26 protein-coding genes are annotated in these 22,243 nt (G+C 56.7%); 22 read left to right on the forward strand and 4 right to left on the reverse strand.

Translation table 11 applies throughout. The features are described from left to right. The first annotated feature begins 82 nt into the window (after window positions 1–82). Entirely contained in the window at window positions 83–2,572 is a 2,490-nt protein-coding gene (locus HMPREF3174_RS05965; RefSeq protein ID WP_004007624.1) for a glycoside hydrolase domain-containing protein, read from the forward strand. Here HMPREF3174_RS05965 and HMPREF3174_RS09050 read toward each other — a convergent pair. Then, complete coding sequence (locus tag HMPREF3174_RS09050; RefSeq protein ID WP_004007623.1) at window positions 2,563–3,012, reverse strand: hypothetical protein; 450 nt, start codon at window positions 3,010–3,012, stop codon at window positions 2,563–2,565. The genes HMPREF3174_RS05965 and HMPREF3174_RS09050 overlap by 10 nt on opposite strands. 222 nt (window positions 3,013–3,234) lie before the next feature. Further along, on the reverse strand, window positions 3,235–3,801 hold the full coding sequence (locus tag HMPREF3174_RS05970; RefSeq protein ID WP_004007622.1) for a ClbS/DfsB family four-helix bundle protein: 567 nt from the start codon (window positions 3,799–3,801) through the stop codon (window positions 3,235–3,237). A 40-nt stretch (window positions 3,802–3,841) separates the two neighbouring features. On the opposite strand from HMPREF3174_RS05970, the gene HMPREF3174_RS05975 reads away from it, so the two are divergent. The 9 genes from HMPREF3174_RS05975 to HMPREF3174_RS06010 all read left to right on the forward strand — a co-directional run bounded on the left by HMPREF3174_RS05975 (window position 3,842) and on the right by HMPREF3174_RS06010 (window position 11,262). Further along, on the forward strand, window positions 3,842–4,414 hold the full coding sequence (locus HMPREF3174_RS05975; RefSeq protein WP_004007621.1) for a P27 family phage terminase small subunit: 573 nt from the start codon (window positions 3,842–3,844) through the stop codon (window positions 4,412–4,414). Window positions 4,415–4,493: 79 nt separating this feature from the next. Then, window positions 4,494–5,684 carry a methionine adenosyltransferase gene (metK, locus tag HMPREF3174_RS05980; protein ID WP_070448211.1) on the forward strand — a complete coding sequence of 397 codons (1,191 nt, stop codon included), beginning with the start codon at window positions 4,494–4,496 and terminating at the stop codon, window positions 5,682–5,684. Then, window positions 5,656–6,906, forward strand: coding sequence for a site-specific DNA-methyltransferase (locus HMPREF3174_RS05985; protein ID WP_070448212.1), 1,251 nt, complete (start codon window positions 5,656–5,658; stop codon window positions 6,904–6,906). Before metK ends, HMPREF3174_RS05985 begins: the two co-directional genes overlap by 29 nt. Then, on the forward strand, window positions 6,903–7,844 hold the full coding sequence (locus tag HMPREF3174_RS05990) for a DNA cytosine methyltransferase (RefSeq protein ID WP_246783071.1): 942 nt from the start codon (window positions 6,903–6,905) through the stop codon (window positions 7,842–7,844). Before HMPREF3174_RS05985 ends, HMPREF3174_RS05990 begins: the two co-directional genes overlap by 4 nt. Window positions 7,845–7,876: 32 nt before the next feature. Beyond that, complete coding sequence (locus tag HMPREF3174_RS09570) at window positions 7,877–8,308, forward strand: DNA cytosine methyltransferase (protein WP_246783072.1); 432 nt, start codon at window positions 7,877–7,879, stop codon at window positions 8,306–8,308. Between the two features lie 75 nt (window positions 8,309–8,383). Next, window positions 8,384–8,572, forward strand: a complete 189-nt coding sequence (locus tag HMPREF3174_RS05995) for a cell division protein (protein WP_070448258.1) — start codon at window positions 8,384–8,386, stop codon at window positions 8,570–8,572. Then, window positions 8,569–9,216, forward strand: coding sequence for a hypothetical protein (locus HMPREF3174_RS06000; protein ID WP_070448213.1), 648 nt, complete (start codon window positions 8,569–8,571; stop codon window positions 9,214–9,216). Before HMPREF3174_RS05995 ends, HMPREF3174_RS06000 begins: the two co-directional genes overlap by 4 nt. 88 nt (window positions 9,217–9,304) lie before the next feature. Beyond that, on the forward strand, window positions 9,305–9,628 hold the full coding sequence (locus tag HMPREF3174_RS06005; protein ID WP_246783073.1) for an Nmad4 family putative nucleotide modification protein: 324 nt from the start codon (window positions 9,305–9,307) through the stop codon (window positions 9,626–9,628). 29 nt (window positions 9,629–9,657) lie between these two features. Continuing rightward, window positions 9,658–11,262 (forward strand): terminase large subunit, encoded by a 1,605-nt coding sequence (locus HMPREF3174_RS06010; protein ID WP_070448214.1) that lies wholly within the window; start codon window positions 9,658–9,660, stop codon window positions 11,260–11,262. On the opposite strand, the gene HMPREF3174_RS09275 is transcribed toward HMPREF3174_RS06010, so the two are convergent. Next, window positions 11,259–11,804 (reverse strand): hypothetical protein, encoded by a 546-nt coding sequence (locus tag HMPREF3174_RS09275; RefSeq protein WP_148132182.1) that lies wholly within the window; start codon window positions 11,802–11,804, stop codon window positions 11,259–11,261. The two genes, HMPREF3174_RS06010 and HMPREF3174_RS09275, sit on opposite strands and share 4 nt — an antisense overlap. A gap of 48 nt (window positions 11,805–11,852) precedes the next feature. Here HMPREF3174_RS09275 and HMPREF3174_RS06015 point away from each other — a divergent pair, with 48 nt between their 5' ends. Genes HMPREF3174_RS06015 through HMPREF3174_RS09405 form a run of 10 tightly spaced genes read left to right on the forward strand, consistent with a single transcriptional unit; the run spans window position 11,853 to window position 17,949 of the window. Beyond that, window positions 11,853–13,154 carry a phage portal protein gene (locus tag HMPREF3174_RS06015; protein WP_070448260.1) on the forward strand — a complete coding sequence of 434 codons (1,302 nt, stop codon included), beginning with the start codon at window positions 11,853–11,855 and terminating at the stop codon, window positions 13,152–13,154. Further along, window positions 13,151–14,020 carry a head maturation protease, ClpP-related gene (locus tag HMPREF3174_RS06020; RefSeq protein ID WP_070448215.1) on the forward strand — a complete coding sequence of 290 codons (870 nt, stop codon included), beginning with the start codon at window positions 13,151–13,153 and terminating at the stop codon, window positions 14,018–14,020. Before HMPREF3174_RS06015 ends, HMPREF3174_RS06020 begins: the two co-directional genes overlap by 4 nt. A gap of 25 nt (window positions 14,021–14,045) precedes the next feature. Then, window positions 14,046–15,260, forward strand: a complete 1,215-nt coding sequence (locus HMPREF3174_RS06025) for a phage major capsid protein (RefSeq protein ID WP_246783074.1) — start codon at window positions 14,046–14,048, stop codon at window positions 15,258–15,260. A gap of 32 nt (window positions 15,261–15,292) precedes the next feature. Then, the gene (locus HMPREF3174_RS06030; RefSeq protein WP_070448217.1) at window positions 15,293–15,610 is read left to right on the forward strand and encodes a head-tail connector protein; all 318 of its coding nucleotides are present in this window, start codon (window positions 15,293–15,295) and stop codon (window positions 15,608–15,610) included. A gap of 3 nt (window positions 15,611–15,613) precedes the next feature. After that, complete coding sequence (locus HMPREF3174_RS06035) at window positions 15,614–15,952, forward strand: phage head completion protein (RefSeq protein WP_070448218.1); 339 nt, start codon at window positions 15,614–15,616, stop codon at window positions 15,950–15,952. Then, a complete protein-coding gene (locus tag HMPREF3174_RS06040; RefSeq protein WP_070448219.1) occupies window positions 15,945–16,382 on the forward strand; it encodes an HK97-gp10 family putative phage morphogenesis protein in 438 nt (145 codons plus the stop codon). The genes HMPREF3174_RS06035 and HMPREF3174_RS06040 overlap by 8 nt, the downstream gene beginning before the upstream one ends. Then, window positions 16,379–16,723, forward strand: coding sequence for a hypothetical protein (locus HMPREF3174_RS06045; protein ID WP_070448220.1), 345 nt, complete (start codon window positions 16,379–16,381; stop codon window positions 16,721–16,723). Before HMPREF3174_RS06040 ends, HMPREF3174_RS06045 begins: the two co-directional genes overlap by 4 nt. A 12-nt stretch (window positions 16,724–16,735) precedes the next feature. Next, complete coding sequence (locus tag HMPREF3174_RS06050) at window positions 16,736–17,320, forward strand: major tail protein (RefSeq protein WP_070448221.1); 585 nt, start codon at window positions 16,736–16,738, stop codon at window positions 17,318–17,320. An 18-nt stretch (window positions 17,321–17,338) separates the two neighbouring features. Beyond that, window positions 17,339–17,755 (forward strand): hypothetical protein, encoded by a 417-nt coding sequence (locus HMPREF3174_RS06055; protein WP_070448222.1) that lies wholly within the window; start codon window positions 17,339–17,341, stop codon window positions 17,753–17,755. 23 nt (window positions 17,756–17,778) lie between these two features. Further along, entirely contained in the window at window positions 17,779–17,949 is a 171-nt protein-coding gene (locus HMPREF3174_RS09405; RefSeq protein WP_155845676.1) for a hypothetical protein, read from the forward strand. On the opposite strand, the gene HMPREF3174_RS09055 is transcribed toward HMPREF3174_RS09405, so the two are convergent. Beyond that, complete coding sequence (locus tag HMPREF3174_RS09055) at window positions 17,946–18,563, reverse strand: alpha/beta fold hydrolase (protein ID WP_083297702.1); 618 nt, start codon at window positions 18,561–18,563, stop codon at window positions 17,946–17,948. The two genes, HMPREF3174_RS09405 and HMPREF3174_RS09055, sit on opposite strands and share 4 nt — an antisense overlap. 256 nt (window positions 18,564–18,819) lie before the next feature. On the opposite strand from HMPREF3174_RS09055, the gene HMPREF3174_RS06060 reads away from it, so the two are divergent. Further along, window positions 18,820–21,498: a phage tail protein gene (locus HMPREF3174_RS06060; protein ID WP_070448223.1), complete on the forward strand. Its 2,679-nt coding sequence runs from the start codon at window positions 18,820–18,822 to the stop codon at window positions 21,496–21,498. Further along, window positions 21,498–22,190: a hypothetical protein gene (locus HMPREF3174_RS06065; protein WP_070448224.1), complete on the forward strand. Its 693-nt coding sequence runs from the start codon at window positions 21,498–21,500 to the stop codon at window positions 22,188–22,190. The genes HMPREF3174_RS06060 and HMPREF3174_RS06065 overlap by 1 nt, the downstream gene beginning before the upstream one ends. Window positions 22,191–22,243: the final 53 nt, after the last annotated feature.

A 22,243-nucleotide genomic window follows, 5' to 3' on the forward strand; every position in this document is an offset into this window, starting at 1 on the left:
TCTCATCCGGTGTTCTGGATCCCTCTCTGGCAGGTGTTCGCCTGTCTTGAGTTAACAAACTGGTTTCTAAAAAGGAGGAATCATGACAGATCAAATGGTGCTAAAAACACAGCAATGGCTCAATCGCACCTATAGGAGCAAGGCTGGATTCGGTTCAGTCGTAGAGGACGGATATACCGGCTGGGGCACGGTCAACGCTTTGATTCGGGCCCTGCAAATCGAGCTGGGTATTACGACAACGGCGAACAATTTCGGACCGGGAACTATCAGTCGCTTCCAGTCTCGGTGGCCTAACGGCATCCACCAGCAGGATGACGGTGCGCAGGAGACTTCTAATGTGTACGGCATTATCCAAGGCGCTTTGTGGTGTAAGGGATATTCTGCTGGTGCCAGCGATATCACTACGCATTTCTATAGCGGAACTGGAAAGGCCATCAAACAGCTTAAGAGCGACATGGGCATTGGTGGAGATTCCACTGTGACGCTCGACGTCATGAAAGCGCTGTTGTCAATGCAGCAATTCGTCCTGCTTCGCTCTTATGGGGGCATTTCAGCGATTCGGCAAGCACAGCAACAAATCAACCAACAGTATCGCGCTTATACCGGAATCATCCCAACCGATGGACTCTACGGTCGGGAAATGAACACTGCTCTGATTCAGGTCTTGCAAGCCATTGAAGGATTTAGCCCTGCGGAAGCCACAGGTAATTTCGGCAATGGCACCAAAGCGCGTCTAACAATAGTTACACCCAGCAATGCGGCAAGTTTACCGAAGTGGGCTTGGCTAGCTCAGGTTGCTCTAGTGTGTAACCGGATTTCTCCCGATATCTATCCTTCTGCACAAACCGCACTGTCAACGTTCGTTCCGCAATTCCAAGCAAAGTATCAGCTCCCACGAAGCGGGGTGGTCGACTCGACTACATGGATGAGCCTGTTGACCTCGAAAGGTGATCCGAATCGCGCCTGCAAAGCATGCGATACACGCTTCGAGATTACGGCTGAGCGACTCAACCTACTTAAGGCGAACGGCTATGAGATTGTGGGGCGTTACCTGACTGAGCCGAATCAGGATTCAAAAGATCCGTCTGACTATTTCAAAGCAATTCGCCCCGGAGAACTTGAACGCATCACCAACGGAGGAATGAAGTTCTTCCCGATTTTCCAGGAGTACTCAACCAAGCTTCGACACTTCACGCGGGAAAACGGCGCTCGGCACGCGACGCTCGCAAGGCAAGCAGCCCAAAGACTTGGCATTCCGGGAACGTATATCTATTTCGCAGTTGATTTCGACGCGACCGACCCCGAGGTCACAAGTCACATTCTTCCGTATTTCCAGGGTGTGCGTGGAAGCCTGGGAGGCGGATACAAAGTAGGCATCTACGCCTCGCGTAACATTTGTAGCCGCATCATTAAAGCCGGCTACGCTGGAAGCGCGTTCGTCTCGGACATGTCTACAGGATTTTCTGGCAACCTTGGCTTCCCTATTCCTGACGATTGGAACTATGACCAGTTCACTGAAATCAGTGACTACAAGGGTGCTGGTTTTGACCTAGACAGGGTCGCCTATTCAGGACAAGCAGCGGCAGTTGATCATGTTGCTCCTTCGAGTGCCGGTGGCGCTGCGCCCGACACCAGCATTGATTACACCAAGCTGGCTCCGATTGATCTGATCTGGCATTTAGAGAAACGCTTCGAAGAACTTCGTGCCAGTGGCAAGGTTGGAAAAGACTACGTTGCGGGTTCTCATGGTGCGGGAACGCGGATTGCCGTTCCGACTTGGCGTTGCATCCTCAACTATTTAGCAAAAGCCTACCTGCGTGACGGTGGTAGTGGATCTGCGGTGAATTGGTCCGTGTCTGCCGAAAGTTTCAGGAGTGCTGACGCGAGCGTACTCGAGAAGGACGCTGTAGGCAAGAAGATCATCGCTGCCTTGAATCGCTATATTGATAACACGTGGCGGCAATCCATGACCGACAAGACCGGAGAATCGGTTGATCTGGCGCATCTGGCGGCAACAACACTTGGATACACCAACTGGAATGTTATCCCTGATGCGTGGACTGGCTGGGCCGGAGACCTAGCTACTGCCATGGAGAATATTCAGAAAACACTTGAGTGGAATCCCAGTGCGAACCTGGATCAGGTGGCCACAGCCCTAATCGGTCAAGGTAACGATTACCGTCAGCATCCTGGCTTGAAGGGGCTAGTACTTGACAAGAAAAACGACAAGGGAAAATGGGAATCGGTAGGAAACAACTGTAACCGTGACGATCTCTGCTGTGACGGAGATGCCATCGTTATCGCTAACACGCTAGAAAACGGCAACGACTCCAACGCTCATCTTCTGTCAGCAACATTGCGAGAGTACTACAACAATTCCAGCAAACTTGCCAACAGATTCAAGCAGATTGGCTGGAGCTTGGGGGCGAATAATTCCACTGAGGCATATCAGAAAATAAGTGAATATGCCGACTTGGATAGCGCCGTTTTAGGATGGTTCCTGGCTGGATACGTCAAGGAAGAGATTCGTTTGACAGCTTGCCGAAAGCTAGCTGAATTCATCTACCGATAATTGATTTGGTCTTTTCCTTGGTGTGGCGCTTGGGTAAAAACGCTAAACCCAAGCGCTACACCACCAGCAACAAGAGCGCCGATGGCGGGAACGGAAAACTGGCTCAGCAGTTGAGAAAAAGAATCACTATGAACTAACGAGCCGACACCATCGAGTGAAAAGAGAAAAGCTGAGAGTCCGATAAAGGCTCCTGCTGAAAGTTGCAACGCGCGGGCAGATTGAATACCGATGAAATGCTTATTAAAAAGCAGAAGAAGAATCGTGAAACACACATACATGAGTGGCATCAATAAGAAGACCACAAAAAATCTCTGATCCTGATCCTTGCACCGTAGAAAGATGGCGGCGAAAAGCCACGCGCCGACAAAATATGCCAGAGCGGATACAAGAAACACAGATATTTTTTTGATGACCAGTCCCTTCAACTTTTCGCTACACATTTTGATACGGCAACGGCATCAGGAGTTGTATGCCCCAATAAGTTCACATTCTACAAGAAGGGTTTCCCTGCATTGCTAAGGATAGCGCTGATCGGGCGGATGTTGCGTGAATGCAGGCACGAGGCCTGGTGCGTTGAACCCGACAGTCACGAAAAGGCGCACGGGAGCGCCTATACCAGAGGCTCCCGAGTATCTGTCTGTGGTGTACAGCGTGGTAAGAAGCTACTGGGGGGCGGCTTGGTTATGGGGTTGTTCTGGCGGCTTTCTGGTGAATGCACGGAGCTTTTTGATTGCCCATTCGTAGTGGCTTGATGTGGCTGACACGCAGTAGGAGCCGAGCGAGGTTGTGCCCGTCCACGGGAAATGCGCCTTGGTGAATAACTCCTCGTTGGTGAACTCGCCGATGAGAGCCACTACTGCGGTGTGGCTGTCAGCGAGGTTCTCGCGGATAGCCTCAAGCTCAGTGCCCTGATATTGAGTCCAAATCTCTTGGTTGAGCGTTGGCGTGGTTCGCCACGTGTGAGGAAACGGAAGAAACGGTCGAGGCTGACCCTGGCGGTTGGCGTCGACGAAGCCAAGCAACATGCGCTGCCACTCGTGCAGGTGGGCAAGGACGTCGCGCAGGTTTTTGTCCCGCGCCCAGTGGGCTTCTTTACCGATTTGAGTGATGCTGGGATCAAAATTCGTATGCTGATCGTCGGAACTCATGCCCTCAATGAGGCTGTCCAGTTTCGCATACTGCGCCTCGGCGGCATCCAATAGTTCAGTTTTCGTCTTCGGTCTCGGCACGCCACTAATTGTCTCACAGCAGGAAAGCAGATGAAAACCTATGGCGAAAGACGGAACGAACCGGGGTGGCCGCCGTGTGCGGGCAGGTGCGAAACCCGATCCGCTGAATGCGAAGCTCGCAGCTGGCCGCCCAGCCACGCGGCTTGATGATCCGCTGGGTGAGCCGTTTGACTTTGAAGGCTCAGATATCGGGGATGGTGCGGTGCTTGCTGGTGAGGTGATGCCGGAGCCTGCCGAGTATCTGTCGGAGATTCAGCGTGATGGTAAACCCCTCGGCGCTGACCTCGTCTACCGAGAAACATGGCAATGGCTCGATCAACGTGGCTGTTCCCAGTTCGTCGCACCGCGCTTGATCGAATCCTATGCGCAGGCGTTCGCGCGTTATGTGCAGTGTGAACAGGCGATCTCCAAGTTCGGCTTGCTCGGCAAACACCCAACCACAGGGGCTGCGATCGCATCCCCTTTCGTTGCTATGTCCCAGTCTTTCGGGAAGCAAGCGAACGTGTACTGGTACGAGATTTACGAGATAGTGCGCGCCACCTGCACCAGCGACTACTCAGGTTCGGCGCCGGGTGATGACGTGATGGAGCGCCTGCTGCAAGCCCGCTCCTAACACCCCTTTGATTCTCGTGTGCCTGCCCGAGATGGGTGGGCACTTTTCTATGTCCCGATTCTTTGGAAAGTGAGTGTGTATGTCTGTTACGAAGACTGCTGAGGCCGTGTGTATCGGCCATCCCGATAAGCTCTGTGATTTGATCGCTGACACGATCCTTGACGATATCCTCTACGAGGATCCTGCTGCCCGCGTTGCAGTAGAAGTGATGGCATCTGGCCGCAGGATCATTGTGACTGGCGAGATCACTTCGAAGGTTCGTCCGCGTATTCGTGAGTCGGTGCGTTACGCGCTGGTGAAGGCGGGTTATGTGCCGTGGAAGTTCCTCGTTTTCGTCTGGACACGCCGCCAATCCCCAGACATCAACGCAGGAGTTTCCAAGTCCTTGGAGGCTCGCTTCGGAGACACGAGTGAGTTTGCGTTGCAGGGCGCTGGCGATCAAGGCACCGTCTACGGATACGCCACCAACGAAACCCCGCAGCGTTTGCCATTGCCGCTCGTACTCTCGCATGAGATCTGTGGGCGTCTTGATGACGCCCGCAAGGACGGCACGATCAGCGGTATCAAGTCCGATGGTAAGGCGCAGGTGACGGTTCGCTACGACGCCGCCGGACAACCCGTAGCAGTCGAAACCGTGGTGGTGTCGATCCAACACGACGCTACGAAGACTCTGGACGAGCTTGCGGCTGAGGTCAAAACACTGATCGTCGCACCCGCGTGCAAACCGTACCTGCCGATTAGCGCTGATACCGAGATTCTCGTCAACCCCTCCGGATCTTTTACGGTTGGTGGGCCGAAGGCGGACACTGGACTGACGGGTCGCAAGCTCATGGTCGACACCTACGGTGGGCTCGCCCCTCACGGCGGCGGAGCATTCTCGGGCAAGGACGCCTCGAAGGTTGACCGTTCGGGTGCCTATATTACGCGCCTGATCGCCCGCACGATCGTCGACGCTCGTCTGGCTCATGAGTGTCAGGTGGCGATCAGTTATGCGATTGGGAAAGCTGATCCGGTCGCCTTCACCATCGACACCCTCGGCACCGGGGAATATTCTGACGAGATCCTCACTGCTGCTGCACGGGAAGTGTTTCCGCTGCGCCCCGGTGGAATCATCGATGCCTTGAATCTTCGCAAGCCTGGTTTTACACAGTATTCAACCTACGGTCACTTCGGCCATGACGGTTTGCGCTGGGAGAGCTCGTTCGCTCACGTTAATGCTTTAGGGAAGGCGGTGAAGAAGCATGCTCATGAAAACAATGCCAATAGCTGAGCTGAAGCCCGCTGACTACAACCCTCGTAAAGACCTCCAGCCCGGCGATCCCGAATACGAGAAGCTCAAGCGATCCCTGACCGAGTTTGGCTACGTCGAGCCCGTCATCTGGAACTCCACCACCGGGCATGTCATTGGTGGTCATCAGCGCTTGAAAGTGCTCGAAGAACTCGGCCACAACACCGTGGATGTGATCGTCGTGGAACTGGATGAGACGCGCGAGAAAGCACTCAACATCGCGCTCAACAAGATCAGCGGCGAATGGGACAACGACAAACTCGCCCTCCTCATCGCCGACCTCGACGCGAGTGATTTCGACGCCGAACTCACCGGTTTCGACGACGCCGAAATCCAGCAGTTGATCGGCTCCTTGGATGAGAACGAGGTTGAGGACGACGACTTCGACCTTACCGCCGCACTCGAAGCAGCCGCGTTCGTGGAGCGTGGGGATATCTGGACGCTTGGCCGCCACCGACTCGTGTGCGGCGACGCCACCAGCGCCGAGGACGTCGAGTTGTTGATGGATGGTAAGCGTGCGAATCTTGTGTTGACCGATCCGCCATATAACGTCGCCTTCGAATCAGGATCCGGATTGTCCATCAAGAACGACAAGATGGATGGCGATAAGTTCTACGATTTCCTGCTATCAGCGTTTTCGAACATGGTGGGCGTGTGTGAGAAGGGCGCATCCGCGTATGTGTTCCACGCTGACACTGAAGGATTGCACTTCCGTCGCGCTTTTCAAGATGCTGGTTTCTACCTGTCGGGCTGTTGTATTTGGGTTAAAGATTCCCTCGTATTGGGACGTTCCCCGTATCAGTGGCAGCACGAGCCGGTACTATTCGGGTGGGTGAAGACGGGTAAGCACAAGTGGTACGCCGACCGGAAACAAACCACGATCTGGAACTTCGCCAAGCCCCGCCGCAACGCTAACCACCCCACCTCCAAACCGCTGGATTTGTTGGCGTATCCGATCGGGAACTCCACCCAGGCGAACACGATCGTGCTCGACACCTTCGCAGGCTCAGGCTCCACACTCATGGCAGCTGAGGCAACCGACCGCATCGCCTACTGCATGGAACTCGACGAAAAATACGCCTCCGTGATCCTGCGCCGCTACGCCGACGCCACCGGAGACGCCGCAGGAATCACGTGTCTCCGCGACGGCCAGCAGCTCGCCTACCTGGATGTCGTGAAGGCAGTGGATCGAGGCACCACATGACCGCGTTGACGCTTGGCTCTCTGTTTGACGGGTCGGGCGGCTTCCCACTCGCCGCCCTCAACGTCGGTATCCGCCCCGTCTGGGCGTCCGAGGTGGAGCCGTTTCCGATCCTCGTCACCACCACCCGTCTGCCCGCGGTCACCCACCTCGGCGACGTCAACACTATCGACGGCACCGTGATCGAGCCGGTGGACATCATCTCGTTCGGGTCGCCGTGCCAAGACCTGTCGGTCGCAGGACGGCAGACCGGGCTGGCAGGTTCACGTTCCGGCCTGTTCTTTCAGGCTGTTCGCATCATCAAGGAAATGAGGGAGGCGACTAATGACCAATATCCCCGATTTGCTGTCTGGGAGAACGTGCCGGGAGCCTTCTCCTCCAACCAAGGGGTGGATTTCGCCGCCGTCCTCACGAGCCTCATCCAGGTCGTCGCGCCGTCCGTCCCTGACGTGCCTGTTCCTGACACGCGGTGGGCCGACGCTGGGACCGTCGTGGCAGGCGGATGCTCGGTTGCGTGGCGTGTACTCGATGCGCAACATTTCGGCCTCGCCCAACGCCGCCGCCGCATCTACCTTGTCGCAGATTTTGCAGGCCGATCCGCACCCGAGATTCTTTTTGAGCCCGAGAGCTTGCCAAGGAATCCTGAATCGGGCGGCACGCAAGAACAAGACCATGCCCACACCCCTGAAGCAAGCCTTGGAGGCCGTAGCAGCTCGGTGATGTTGTTGGATCATCATCCGCAGGACTCGAGGTTGACCGTCAACTCCTCGGGGGTGGTGCAGACGCTGACTGCCCGGATGGGCAACTTACCCACCAACGTCCCCATCCTCCTCGACGCCCCAGAGGAACGCAGGGTGTTTGGCCTGAATTCGATCCACCAGTCCCGCAGCGGTGGCGGCCACTACGGCTACGAAGCGGAAGTGTCGAAACCCTCGACCTGAAAGGCGGAGAGCCGACCTGCAACCAAGGCGGCATGGTCATCTTGGAACCCGTCTATGCCGCATCCAAGGCCGACTATTTCACCCGCACCACCAAGGATCAGGCAGGTGCGCTGCTGGCCACGGATTACACCGACCCGCCCATGGTCGCCAGCTCGTCGCTGCGCCCCAGGCGGTTGACGCCGGTCGAGTGCACCCGGTTGCAGGGGTTCCCTGACGACTGGTGCGACCAGCTCGCCATCACCGACCCCACCGATGCCCAGCTCGACTACTGGGTGGACGTGTGGGCCGAATGGAACCGCCTCCGAGGCGTTAGGCCGCGCTCCCGCAAGCAGGTCGCCAGCTGGCTCGCAGACCCGACGTCGGATTCGGCGCAATACAAGTTGTGGGGCAACGGGATCGCTTTGCCCGTGGCTCGCCACGTCCTTGAAAGACTGAAGAATTTTGCTCGCGCAAGGACTGGATAAGCGCTCGCACCTATGGCTGTATGTACATGACCAAACGACCCCCTAACTAGGGGAAAGAGGAGATGGAGGATGGGCATGAGTGATTTACATATTGAGATCAGCGAGATGCTCGAAGCGGGCATCAATATCTGGGACGTCGAGGAAGCCCTCGACATTGCACGAAAGTGGAACTTCCCGCTGGTTGCCGGGGCAATCGAACACGACGCAACCGGCTACCTGCAACTGGTCGAGTCTTGGTTTGACGGTGAGGGTGTGGCGGCATGAACCAAATTTCGTTCGTCCCGAACAAGAGCGGGCGTAAGAAACTCGCCAACACCATCGCCGCTCACCTTGGTCTCACGGCAGTTTATGCGGGAGCACCCACGTTCGACTACCAGATCGGAGATGCACGGTTGGACCGGGACTGGACCCTTCACCTCCCAGAGGACATCGACGCCGAAGCGCTCATTGAAGCCACACAGAAGGCCGGGTTCGCGCCCACGAGCGAGGAGTACGGGCTGACGCTTGCTTTCCCCACGACAGGTTGGGACGAAGCCACAGCCGCGAAGCTCGAAGCCCTGCTCGCCGCCAAGGGAGAACTCATCGCTAAGGCGCTGGGCATTCCGGCCACTCCGATGAATTTGAATGCGGTGGAGGGAACGGTTGAGTTTGCCTGGTTCGAACAACTTCCTGACGCGGAGGTGATCGAGGCGGCCAGTGTGCTCCTTCAGCTCATGATCGAGCAAGCCAAGACCTCCACCCGCATCTCACCGAAACCACCTGAACCAGGGAATGATAAGTATGCGATGCGCTGCTGGCTCCTACGCCTGGGCATGATCGGTGACAGCTACAAGCACGTGCGCCGAGTCCTGCTGACCAACTTGGAAGGGAATGCGGCGTGGAAAACCACGCCCACACAGGCCGAATAAACGGGAAATATGCAAGAGATCAGAATCTCTATTCTTCCTGTGTAAATACGCCGAAAACGGCTGGATAACCGCGCACACCTATGGCTGTATGTACATGACCGAACAAGAGGACAAGGAGAAAGTCATGAACAACGGCAAGACCACGATGGAGCAGCTGCAGATGGCGACCGACAGCTACGGCACGGTGATCACCTACGGAGACTTCGTCCTCGCCTCGGCATACCGGCACCTGGGCAAAGGCTGGATCGGAAACGACGCCCGCGTCTACAAGCTCGCCGAGCAGCCGATCGGCGGCTGGGGACCGGACGCTCGCAGTTTCATTGAATGCGAACTTACCCTGGTCACCGAGGCTGACGAACTGTTCGAAGACGCCGGCCACGCCATCGCCTGGGCGCTTGCCCACACCAACTAACCAGCACAGGAAGGAGCCTGAAGGGTGTGATGCGCACTCTCGACACCTACACGCCGACCCGATTCATGGCCACAGGCTCACGCTACGACAAGCGTAAAGCCGACTTCGCGGTCGCGTTCATCCAAGCCCTGAAACACACCAAAGGCCGCTGGTCAGGACAGCCCTTCCAGCTCATCGACTGGCAAGAGCAAATCATCCGCGACCTGTTCGGCACTGTCAAAGAAGACGGCTACCGTCAATTCACTACCGCTTACGTTGAGATTCCGAAGAAGATGGGCAAAAGTGAGCTCGCCGCCGCAGTTGCGCTCCTGCTCACCTGCGGGGATGGTGAAGAACGCGCTGAAGTGTATGGGTGCGCGGCTGATCGTCAGCAAGCCTCGATCGTGTTTGAGGTGGCAGCTGACATGATCCGCATGAGCCCGGCGTTATCTAAGCGTGTCAAGATTCTTGCCTCGCAGAAGCGGATCATCTACAAGCCCACCAACTCCTTCTACCAAGTCTTGAGTGCGGAGGCGTATTCGAAGCACGGGTTCAACATTTCTGGTGTTGTCTTCGACGAGCTGCATACCCAACCCAACCGTGCCTTGTTCGACGTCATGACGAAAGGCTCCGGCGATGCCCGCACCCAACCCCTGTACTTCCTCATCACCACCGCAGGAACCGACACGCACAGTATTTGTTATGAGCAGCATGAGAAAGCCGAAGACATCCTCGCAGGCAAAAAGTTTGATCCTACGTTCTATCCGGTCATTTACGGCGCGGACCGCGAGGATGACTGGACCGACGAGGCCGTGTGGCATAAGGCTAACCCGAGCTTAGGGATCACTGTTCCGATCGAGAAAGTCCGCCAAGCCTGCACGAGCGCGAAGCAAAACCCAGCCGAAGAAAACACATTCCGCCAACTACGACTCAACCAATGGGTCAAGCAGTCGGTGCGATGGATGCCCATGCACGTGTGGAACCAAAACAACGCACCCGTCGACCTGTCAGATTTGGAAGGACGCGTGTGTTACGGCGGGCTTGACCTTGCTTCGACGACGGATATCACCGCGTTCGTGCTCGTCTTTCCGCCCGAAACAGGTGATGAAGCGTATGTGATTGCCCCATGGTTCTGGATACCGCAAGACAACCTCAAACTGCGCGTGGCTCGTGACCACGTGCCCTACGACCTATGGCAGAGCCAAGGCTTCCTGCAGACCACCGAGGGCAACGTCGTCCACTACGGCGCAATCGAAGCCTTCATCGAAACCCTTGGTGAGCGGTTTGATATTCGGGAGATTGCTTTCGACCGGTGGGGCGCAGTCCAAATGAGCCAAAACCTCGAAGGACTCGGCTTCACCGTCGTTCCCTTCGGGCAGGGCTTCAAAGACATGAGCCCGCCGTCGAAGGAGCTGATGAAGCTCGCGCTTGAAGGACGCCTTGCTCATGGTGGGCACCCAGTCCTGTCATGGATGGTCGACAACATTCACATACGAACTGACCCAGCAGGAAACATCAAACCTGACAAACAAAAGAGCACCGAGAAAATCGACGGCGTGGTCGCCACCATCATGGCTCTCGATCGCGCCATTCGAAACGGAACCGGACATGTGAGCGGCAGCGTCTATGACGAGCGCGGATTATTCGTTATTTAGGCGTGACAGCATCGCGTTCGGATTATCTGCTCGAGCTTATGAAGTTTGATTTCATCCAGCGGGAGGTCAATATCCGTATGGAACTGATCGTTGAGAACTGCGTTCTTAACCCACTTATCGGCCTCGAGGTTGCATGTCGGGAATTTTAATTCTGAATGCGCACCTGGTCGAAGCTTCGGATGCGGAGCATCGCAAAAAGGAATAACGCCTAAACGATCAAACAGGGCATGCACATTTCTCGATGTATTTTTTAACTTGCCATCCTCCTCTTCCCAATCCCAGTCAAGGACTTGCAGTGTGACGAGAACCTGGATTGAACGATTGCTGAGTGACGTTCCTTCTACCCACATCCAGTTTCTTAGGTCTAGTTGTGGGCGAATGCGCGTTGATCTCTTTGGGTAGGAGAAAGGACCTTCTCCGGCTTGAGGGCCGTCGACTACTTCGAAATTCATGGATCGAAGCAAGTTACGGATTTTCTCGCGTTCAACGAGACGCGCTTTTCGATAGGCCTCTTTTGCTTGTTGGAACGAACTTTCGGTCATCGCTATCTCCTCCTTCTCTTACCGATTCTCTCATTGAAAGGTATGCACATGGGTTTTCTGAATTGGTTGCGTGGCGACACTGCCCGCTCCGTTGACGATCACGCGATCAGCTCTGGTTATAGCTTTTTCTTTGGGGCGACGTCTTCTGGTCGCCCGGTGACGGAACGCTCGGCGATGCAGATGACTGCGGTGTATTCGTGTGTGCGGATTTTGGCTGAAGCTATCGCGGGCCTGCCGTTGCATGTCTATCAGCAAGACGCTGATGGGGCGAAGGTGAAGGCGCTCGACCATCCGCTCTACAGGTTGTTGCATGATGAGCCGAATCCAGAGATGACGAGCTTCGTGTTCCGCGAAACGTTGATGACGCACCTACTGCTCTGGGGTAATGCGTTTGCTCAGGTGATCCGCAACGGGCGCGACGAAGTCATCGGCCTGTATCCACTCATGCCTAACCGGATGACCGTAGGCAGAGATGAGTTTGGGCGGCTGTATTACGAGTATCAGCGCACGTGGGACGAACCAGCAGGAAGGTTTGAAACCGTCACGTTGGCCGCGCGCGATGTGCTCCATATTCCAGGGCTCGGCTTTGACGGGCTGGTTGGTTATAGCCCGATTGCGATGGCGAAGAACGCCATCGGCTTGGCGCAGGCTACCGAGGACTACGGGGCGAGCTTTTTCGCTAATGGTGCGGCTCCTGGTGGGGTGTTGGAGCATCCGGGCACGATCAAAGACCCCGCCAGAGTTAGGGAGTCCTGGCAGTCCACGTTCGGCGGCGCTCGTAATGGGAACAAGATCGCGGTCCTCGAGGAGGGCATGAAATACACACCAATCGCCGTCTCACCAGAACAAGCCCAGTTTTTGGAGACGAGGAAGTTTCAGATCAACGAAATTGCTCGAATCTTCCGTATCCCGCCGCACATGATCGGCGACCTCGAAAAATCCTCGTTTTCCAATATTGAGCAGCAGTCGTTGGAGTTCGTGAAGTACACGCTTGATCCGTGGGTTATCCGCTTCGAACAAGCCATCACCAAAACCCTCCTCAGCCCGCGCGAGAAGCCACAGATCTACGTGAAGTTCAACCTCGAAGGCTTACTGCGAGGTGATTACGAATCCCGAATGAATGGGTATGCGGTGGCACGGCAGAACGGGTGGATGAGCGCCAACGATATCCGCGAACTAGAAAACCTCGACAAGATCCCTGCCGAAGCTGGCGGCGATCTCTACCTAGTCAACGGCAATATGCTCCCGCTCGGTCTCGCAGGAGCATACGCGCAGACAACCGAGTCTGAACCGGAGCCTGAACCGGCTGAGGAACCTACGAGTGAATCTTCTGTAAGGAGGAGGATATGAGACGTTTTTGGAACTGGCTCACACCCGAGCCACACAACACTGACCCGGACTCAGATGCTGTCAGGGTTTTGCGCATTAGCGGCACGATCGCCGAAGAATCCTGGTTCGATGACGATGTCACGCCGAGAATCTTCGCTAGTGAGCTCAATGCTGGGTCTGGGCCGGTGACGATCTGGCTCAACAGCCCGGGTGGTGATGTGGTGGCTGCGGCGCAGATCTACAACATGCTCATCGACTACCCAGGCACAGTCACCGTCAATATCGACGGGATCGCCGCATCCGCCGGGTCTGTGATTGCCATGGCCGCCACGAAGGTAGTCATGAGCCCGGTGTCGATGTTGATGATTCACAACCCGGCCACCATGGCGGTCGGCGATAAGGACGAACTCGCACGCGCCATGAACATGCTTGATTCGGTCAAAGAATCAATCCTGAATGCATATCAGGAGAAGACGAACCTGAGTCGGGCGAAGCTGTCCAAGCTCATGGACGCTGAGACGTGGATGGATGCTCGGGCCGCGATTGACATGGGTTTCGCCGACGAACTTCTCACCGGCGAACGCAACCCTGCCTTCAACGCTAAGCCGGACGAAGAGCCAGATGACGATGAGGATGAGGTCGAGTCTCACGACGAACCTGACAAGGACGACGGCGATGAGCCGAAGCACCCTCCGTTCCCGCCCAAGAACGCGGATCTTGGTGTGGTGTTCTCCCGCCGCGCATCCGAACAAAAGCTCGTCGCACACCTGAGCGCCACATCACCACCGAAACCGGTGCGACCACCACGTCCCACCACTAAACCCGCCGTGCCTGTTGGTCGGCGGGTTTGTGATTTGTACGCCGAATTGATCAATCAACCCCATTGAAAGGAACCCCACAATGACAACCTCTATGACTGTTTCTGACCTTCGTACCAAGCGCTCCGACGTATGGGAGCGCGCGAAGGCTTTCCTCGATGAGCGCCGCGACACCACCACCGGCTGTCTGTCAGCTGAAGACGATCAGGCTTACGCGAAGATGGAAGCCGAAATCGATCGTCTCTCCAATGAGATCGCACGCTCCGAACGAGCACTGCGCCGCGACGCCGACCTCGCCAAGGCAACCAACACGCCGCTCACCTCCATGCCCGGTATGAACCCTGACGATGAAGCCAAGCCGACTGCACCTCGAGCAACCGCCTCGTACAAACGGGCGTTTTGGGATGCCATGCGACTGAACATCTCACCGATGGAAGTACGCAACGCCCTCTCCGAAGGCGTAGACACTGAGGGCGGCTACTTGGTACCTGACGAGTTCGAACGCACACTGATCTCCTCACTGGAAGATCAAAACATCATGCGCTCCTTGACGAAGGTCATTCAAACCACTTCAGGGGATCGCAAGATCCCGGTCGTCTCCACCCATGGCACCGCAGGCTGGCTCGATGAGGGCAAGCCGTATACGGAGTCGGACGAGGCGTTCACGCAGGTGACGTTGTCGGCGTTTAAGCTCGGCACCTTCCTCAAAATCTCCGAAGAGCTGCTGAATGATGCGGCGTTTAATGTCGAGCAGTACTTGGCGGTGGAGTTTGCTCGCCGTATTGGAGCTGCTGAAGAAGAAGCCTTCCTCACTGGGGACGGTAAGGGCAAGCCCACCGGCATTTTCGCAGCCACTGGCGGTGGTGAGAAGGCAGTGACCACAGGCAAGGCGACCGATATTACGGCTGATGAACTCATCGACCTGCACTACGCCCTGCGCGCCCCGTATCGCAAGAACGCGGTGTGGCTGATGAACGACTCGACCGTAAAAACCATCCGCAAGCTCAAGGACGGCAACGGCCAGTATCTGTGGCAGCCAGCCCTGACAGCAGGAACACCAGACCTTGTCCTCGGCCGCCCCGTCCACACATCCACGTTTGTGCCTGAAATCAAGGCTGGTGCGTCGACGGTGGCCTTTGGTGACTTGTCGTATTACTGGATTGCCGATCGGCAGGGTCGCTCTTTCAAGCGGCTCAACGAACTGTTCGCCACCACCGGACAGGTCGGGTTCCTGGCTTCCCAGCGGCTGGACGGCAAGCTCGTCCTGCCCGAAGCAGTCAAGCTGCTAACCCAGAAGGCCGGAGCATAACAAACCCCGCACATGGAGAGGAGGTGGCCGCAATGACCACGGTTGATTTGGTTGCGCAGGTGAAGGCGAACCTGCTCATCACCTTCGACGATGACGACAAGCTGCTTGTCGCATTGGTCAATGCGGCCACCTCCTACGCCTGCTCCTTCCAGCACCTGCCCGAAAACCACTACGAAACACACGAGATGTCTGGGGCAACCAGGCAGGGCATTGTCATGCTCGCCTCCCATTTCTACGAGTCTCGTGATGGTTCCACGGCAGGCTTTTGGGCAGATAAGCCGGATGCGGCTCGGGCGGTGTGGAACGCCGTCAACAACCTGCTGCGTCTGGATCGGGACTGGAAGGTGTAACTGATGGCTTCTCTTGGATCCATGACCACCACCATCGACCTTATACAGCCAACGGTTATCCGCGATAAGGCGGGGTTCACCACCACGCGCGATGAAGTGCGAGCAACGGTGCGGGCGCAGGTCGAGGTCCGACACGCATCGAGCGCGTGGGTGAACCGGGCAGCGTACTTACAGGCCGATGTCCTCTTCCGCATCCGTACCATCCCCGGACTATTCGTGACCACGAATATGGAGATCAGTGAACCGGGCGGGCGGTATGTGATCGACGCAGTCGAGGTGATCGGCCGGTATGTCGAGATTCTTGCCCATCAGACCACGCCCGAAGGAGAGGCCCATGGCTAGAGTCCAGATTCGCCTTCCCAACGCGTTCATTGATTCTCTCGATGCTGCCAGCCGCGTGCTCGAAACCTCTGCTGATGAGGTGCTTGAGGCGGGAGCCGCCGTGGTCGAGCCGCGTATGCGAGCCAACCTCACCGGCGCGATCGGACGCGCCACCAAGAATCCCTCGCGGTCAACAGGACAACTACTGGCAGCGCTTGGTACGACCTCGGTGAAAGTAAACAACAAAGGTAATCACAACATTAAGGTCGGCTTTGCTGAGAACCGCCGCGACGGCAGAGCGAATGCGTTGATCGCCAACGTCTTCGAACACGGCCGCAGCGATCAGCCTGCACGCCCGTTCCTTGCACCCACAAGGTCGCAAACCCACAGGGGTGCGATCGAGGCCATGAAGGCGGCGTTGACGGCGCGGATTGAGCAGGTGGGGCCATGACCGCGTTATTGGAACAACTCACGATGATCGCTGACAAGCTTGGTTTGCCGTTCGAAGTCGGCCTCTACACAGCCACGACCGCGCCAGAAACGTATCTGGTGGCAACCCCGCTGACGGACGTGTTGGACGTGTTCGCAGACAATCAACCCAGTATCGAGGTTGAGGAAGTTCGCCTCGCACTTTTCACGAAATCTAACTATCTCGACCTGCGCAACCGGGTCACTCGCGCCCTGCTCGACACAGGATTAACGATTACTGGCCGTACCTATGTCGGCTTTGAAGCTGATACCGGATTTCACCATTACGCGATAGACGTCGCAACCCACCACACCTACAGATAAGGAGAATTTCTCATGGCAACGATTGGCTTAGACAAGCTCTACTATGCCACCATCACTGAAAATCCCGATACGGGTGAGGAGACCTACGCCAAACCCAAACCCCTCGCGAAAGCGATCTCCGCAGAACTTTCCGTCGAAGTGGCCGAAGCGATCCTGTATGCCGATGACGGCCCATCCGAGATCGTCAAGGAATTCAAATCCGGCACCCTCACTTTGGGGATTGATGATCTGGGTGGTGAAGCAGCCGCAGCCCTCACTGGGGCGACAGTGGACTCCAACGGCGTTCTCATCTCCGCCTCCGAGGACGGCGGCAGCCCGGTGGCGATTGGTTTCCGAGCCGCACGCTCCAACGGGAAGTATCAGTATTTCTGGCTCTACCGGGTCAAGTTCGCCCTCCCAACCGAAACGCTGGCCACCAAAGCCGACTCGATCACCTTCTCGACCCCGAGCATTGAGGGCACGATTTTGCGGCGTAACAAGCCAGATGCGAAGGGGCGTCATCCGTGGAAGGCCGAAGTGCTAGAGGGCGGCACCGGGGTCAAACCCGAGACGATCACCGGCTGGTACGCCCAAGTCTACGAACCCGCTACAAGCTAACAAGAGGAGTACCAAGCGATGACCAGCAAGAAGAAAACTGAATCTGTTGTGGAACCAGGGCGCTCCGCCACTGTCACCATTGGCGGGGAGGACTACGAGCTCGTGCTCACCACAAAAGCCACACGTCTGATCGCCGAGCGCTATGGCGGCCTCGAACACCTGGGCAACGCCCTCGAAACGTCTGACAACCTGGGCAAAACGCTCGGTGAGGTGATTTGGCTGATCACGCTGCTGGCCAACCAATCAGTCCAGATCCACAACCACCGCCACCCAGACGACAAGCGCCCAGAACTGAGCGAGGACGAGGTTGAACTACTCACTGTGCCTGCCGATCTGGCGGATTATCGTGGCGCGATCGCCGAAGCTCTCCAGCGCGGCACCCGCCGAGACATCCTCACCGAGCCAGCCCCAAAAGCACCAGCAGCGGACGCATAGTCGATAACGACAATTCTGTGTTCATGCGGCTGACGTATATCGGCATGGCCCACCTTCACCTATCGCGGGTGGAGGTGGGCCTGACCGTGTTCGGGGAACTGTTGGATCTGGTCGACTGCTGGCGGTTAGAAACCGGCAGAGCCCAGCCGCTACGTCAATGGTTCATCGACGACGTGATTCCTGCCGGGATTTAGATACTGTTCCAGTGGACTTTTAGTTCGTGAGCGAATTGTGTGGGCATTGATTGATGCCATTGATGACCCGCGTCTGGCACAACGATGAGGCGGGCATGTGGGATCTGTTGGCTGATGGTGCGGGCGGCAGGAAGATTCGCGCGGTCTTTCGAGCCGCACGCAATCGTCGTTGGAACCGTGATATTTCCAAGCTCTGGCTCGAAATCAATGGCTGATATTTGACGCAGGATTTCCAGCAACTGTTGCTTGGAAATCTGTGGTGGGCACACGAGACGCTCAGGCAAGACTCGCATGAGAACGCTTTGAATGCGCATCAATGCTTTAGGAGAGCGTGCCTGGGGAGCTGAAAGAAACAGCGACCGAACCATGTGCGGGTGCCGAATTGCCAGATCAAGACCCATCACCGCGCCAAGAGATAGCCCAACCACGTCGACTGGATCATTTAGTGATGCGGCGAGTTCGTCCGTGCGCTCATGTAACGACCATGGCGTTCCTGATGGCTGATCGAAAACAGTGGGCGTGAGCGCGTCAATGCTCTCGAACTCGTTGATGACGCCATTCCAGGCTTGCGGGGTCTCACCGAGTCCGTGGAGGAAAAGCACCGGAGTGCTCATCGCTGCAAACCACGAGTGGCAAGGTGCCACGCTGCAAGCCCGATCGCACATATTGCGAAACCTGCTGCATTAGCGATGCCCGTGACGGGATGCACGACACCGCTCATCCACAAAACAGCGAAAACGACCGTACCGATGAAGAGTAAAGCAAACAACGGCCATACCCACCGGCGATTAGTTACAACATTGGCCCACACGATTCCTCCTCATCCTCTAGCCAATTTTAACCCCCAGCAACGCGAAGGAATACAGACCTATGGCTGACTCCAGTTTTGGTTTGAAGATTGGGCTTGAGGGTGAGCGTGAGTTCAAGCGCGCGATCACGGATATTAACCGTGAGATGCGAGTGCTTGGCAGTGAGATGAAGCTCGTAGCCTCCTCGTTTGATAAGAACGACAAGTCCGCCGAAGCACTCACAGCCCGTAACCAAGTGCTGGGAAAAGAGATCGAGGCTCAGAAAGCCAAGATTGAGACCCTACACGCAGCCCTCGAAAACAGCGCTTCCTCGTTTGGGGAGAACGATAGCCGGACGAAGAACTGGCAGATCCAGCTTAATAACGCGGGTGCGGAGCTCAACCGGCTCGAAAGTGAACTCAAATCGAATAATGACGCCCTGTCGGATTTCGGGGACGAAGCAGACGGTGCCGGTGACGATGCTAAAGACGCCGCCAAGGACGCAGGACGTCTTGAGGGTGCGGTGGATGATCTCGGCGACGAGATGGCCTCGACTTCTGGTAAGACCCGCATTTTCGGTGACGTGTTGAAAGCCAACCTTGCCTCCGAAGCCATCATCGCGAGCGTGAAGGGTATCGGGCATGCGATCGCCTCGATCGGTCACAGCATGGCCAAAGCCTTGAAAGAGGGCGTGGAATACAACGCCCGTATGGAGCAATACTCCACGTCCTTTACGACGATGCTGGGTGACCAAGCCAAAGCCCAACAACTCGTTAACGACCTGAAGGTTGAAGCGGCGAAGACTCCGTTTGGTATGGAGGACCTCGCGGGCAACATGCAAACCCTCCTGAGCTTTGGCATGAGCCTGGAGGATGCGAAAAAGCACCTCAACGAAATCGGCGACATCTCCCAAGGTAACGCGGTGAAGATGGAATCGCTGACCCTTGCCTTCGCTCAAATGTCTTCGACCGGCAAGCTCACTGGTCAGGACTTGCTGCAGATGATCAACGCCGGATTCAACCCCCTCGAAGAAATCTCCCGCAAGACCGGCAAGAGTATTGGTGAGCTCAAGGAGGAAATGGCCAAGGGCGCGATCAGCGCTGACATGGTTGCGGACGCGTTTGCTTCTGCCACGGCCGAGGGCGGGCGTTTCTACGGGGCTATGGACGCCCAATCTAAGACCTTCTCTGGTCAGCTCGCGACAATGCAGGACGGGATCGAAAACCTCAAAGGCCTCCTCGCAGGAGGAGTCTCTGAGGCGTTGGCGGGTTCGGTGTTGCCGATGGTCAACGGCTGGATCGACGAACTCACGGCAGCGTTCGAAGAAGGCGGAACACCCGCCCTCATCGACACCCTCGGCACCGTCTTACAGGAAGCTCTCGCATTTATTGCCGAGCAACTACCCATGGTGGTCGAGACCGGCATGAGCATTTTGACCGCGCTCCTTGAAGGCATTATCAAGGTGTTGCCACAAGTAGCAGAAACAGCCGTGACGCTGATCATCGCTTTAGTAGAAGCAATCATCGAAACGTTGCCGTCTTTATTGGAGGCGGCGATTCAGATCATCGCCACCCTCGTCTCTGGGATTGGCGAAGCACTACCGGAGTTGATTCCAGCTGCGATGGAAATGCTCGTGGCTTTGGTGCAGGGCCTGGTCGATAACCTGCCATTGCTTCTTGATGCGGCGTTGCAGCTCATCACCGGTCTCGCCGAAGGCCTCATCGCAGCCATCCCCGTCATCATCGAAGCACTCCCGCAGATTATCACCGGCATAGTGACCTTCCTCGTCGGGGCGATCCCGCAAATCATCGAAGCAGGCATTCAATTGTTGACGGCCTTGATTGGTGCGCTGCCGCAGATCATCACAGCAATCGTCGCAGCACTCCCGCAGATTATTACCGCGATCGTGGGCGGTGTGGTCGGCGCGATCCCGCAACTCATCGACGCAGGGATCCAGCTGCTGACGGCGTTGATTGGTGCCTTGCCGCAAATCATTACAACGATTGTGGCCGCGTTGCCGCAGATTATCGCCAGTATTGTGTCGGCGATTGGTGGGGCGATCCCGCAACTCGTCCAAGCAGGAATCCAGTTACTCACCGCGTTGGTGCGGAATCTGCCGCAGATTATTTCCACGATTGTCGCCGCAATCCCATCGATTATTTCTGGGATTGTGTTTGCTGTTGGTCAGGGCGTGTGGCAGATGGCGGAGGCGGGCAAGAACCTCGTCTACGGCCTGTGGAACGGAATCCAATCCCTAGCGGGGTGGCTGTGGAATTCGATCTCGAATTGGGCACGCGGGATTTGGGACTCCATCACCGGTTTCTTCGGCATCCACAGCCCGTCTCGCAAGATGGCGTGGGCAGGACGGATGCTTGTCGAAGGCCTCGCAGGCTCCATCCGCACGGACGGCAACAAAGCCGTCACCGCTGCCACTGGTTTAGCTAGGGACACGATGGACGCCTTCAGCGAGCTTGAAGACGGGCTTCATGTACCGATCGAGGCGGTTGCAGACCTGCAAGTGCCGAACGTTGACCTCGCCCCACAACCCATAGCTATCAATCGCGATACGAGTGGCGGTGCTGATAGTGAGCGTGTGGATGTCGCGAGCATCGTCGACGCGACAGCGAAGCGGATCCTCGGGTCTTTGGATATTTCGGTGACGTTGTCGGATGGGACGCTGGTCGGCAAACTCGCACCCGCTCTCGACAAACAACTTGCTCGTCTTGATCGGCGGCAGACCGTGATGGCAGGAGGCTACTAATGTTTGGCTTCACCCTCAACAGCGCGGTGACGTCGGCGTCGCTTGGTCTGCGACTCACGGCACCGGTGGCGATTCCTGCAGCCGTCCGTGCGGTGGAGGATATTGAAGTCAAAGGCAGAGCAGGTACCCTCACGCGCTTCACGGGCTGGGAGGATACCGAGATCGAGCTCGATCTCGCCGTGCCTATCCGTGACGGGCTCGACCAGTACCGGCGAGCCACTCACGAGCTCACCAATGCCCAGACCATTGCACTCACGGCTGAGCCTGGTATTTACCGCAAGGTTAAGCACTGCGAAGTCTCGGAATTGCGCCGTGAGCTGTCGGGGTGGGGGTTCTTCACCGCACGCCTGACCTGCCAGCCCTTCACTTACCTGACCGAGGGTTTGAAGCCGTTAATAATGTCGGAGTCGGGGACGATCACCAACCCAGGACTTCTTGATGCGGATCCGATCATCACTGTTACAGGCACGGGCATGCTCTCGTTGACGGTGAACAAAACGGTACATCAGGTGAATTCGCCAGCAGGCTCCGTCACGCTCGACAGCGCGCGTCTCGTCGCACACGCCCACGGGAAAGTCCAGACCGATGCGCTCAGTGAAGCATTCCCATTCCTTCGGCCTGGGTTGAACAGGATCACGCTCGGTACCGGCATCTCGAAGATCGAGATTGTGCCGAACTGGCGCAACCCCTAACACCCAACTCACGCAAGTTCCGATGGCCATCCCTTCGTGGGGTGGCCACTGTT

This window comes from Trueperella sp. HMSC08H06, assembly GCF_001808465.1.
Classification (GTDB): Bacteria; Actinomycetota; Actinomycetes; order Actinomycetales; family Actinomycetaceae; genus Trueperella; species Trueperella bernardiae.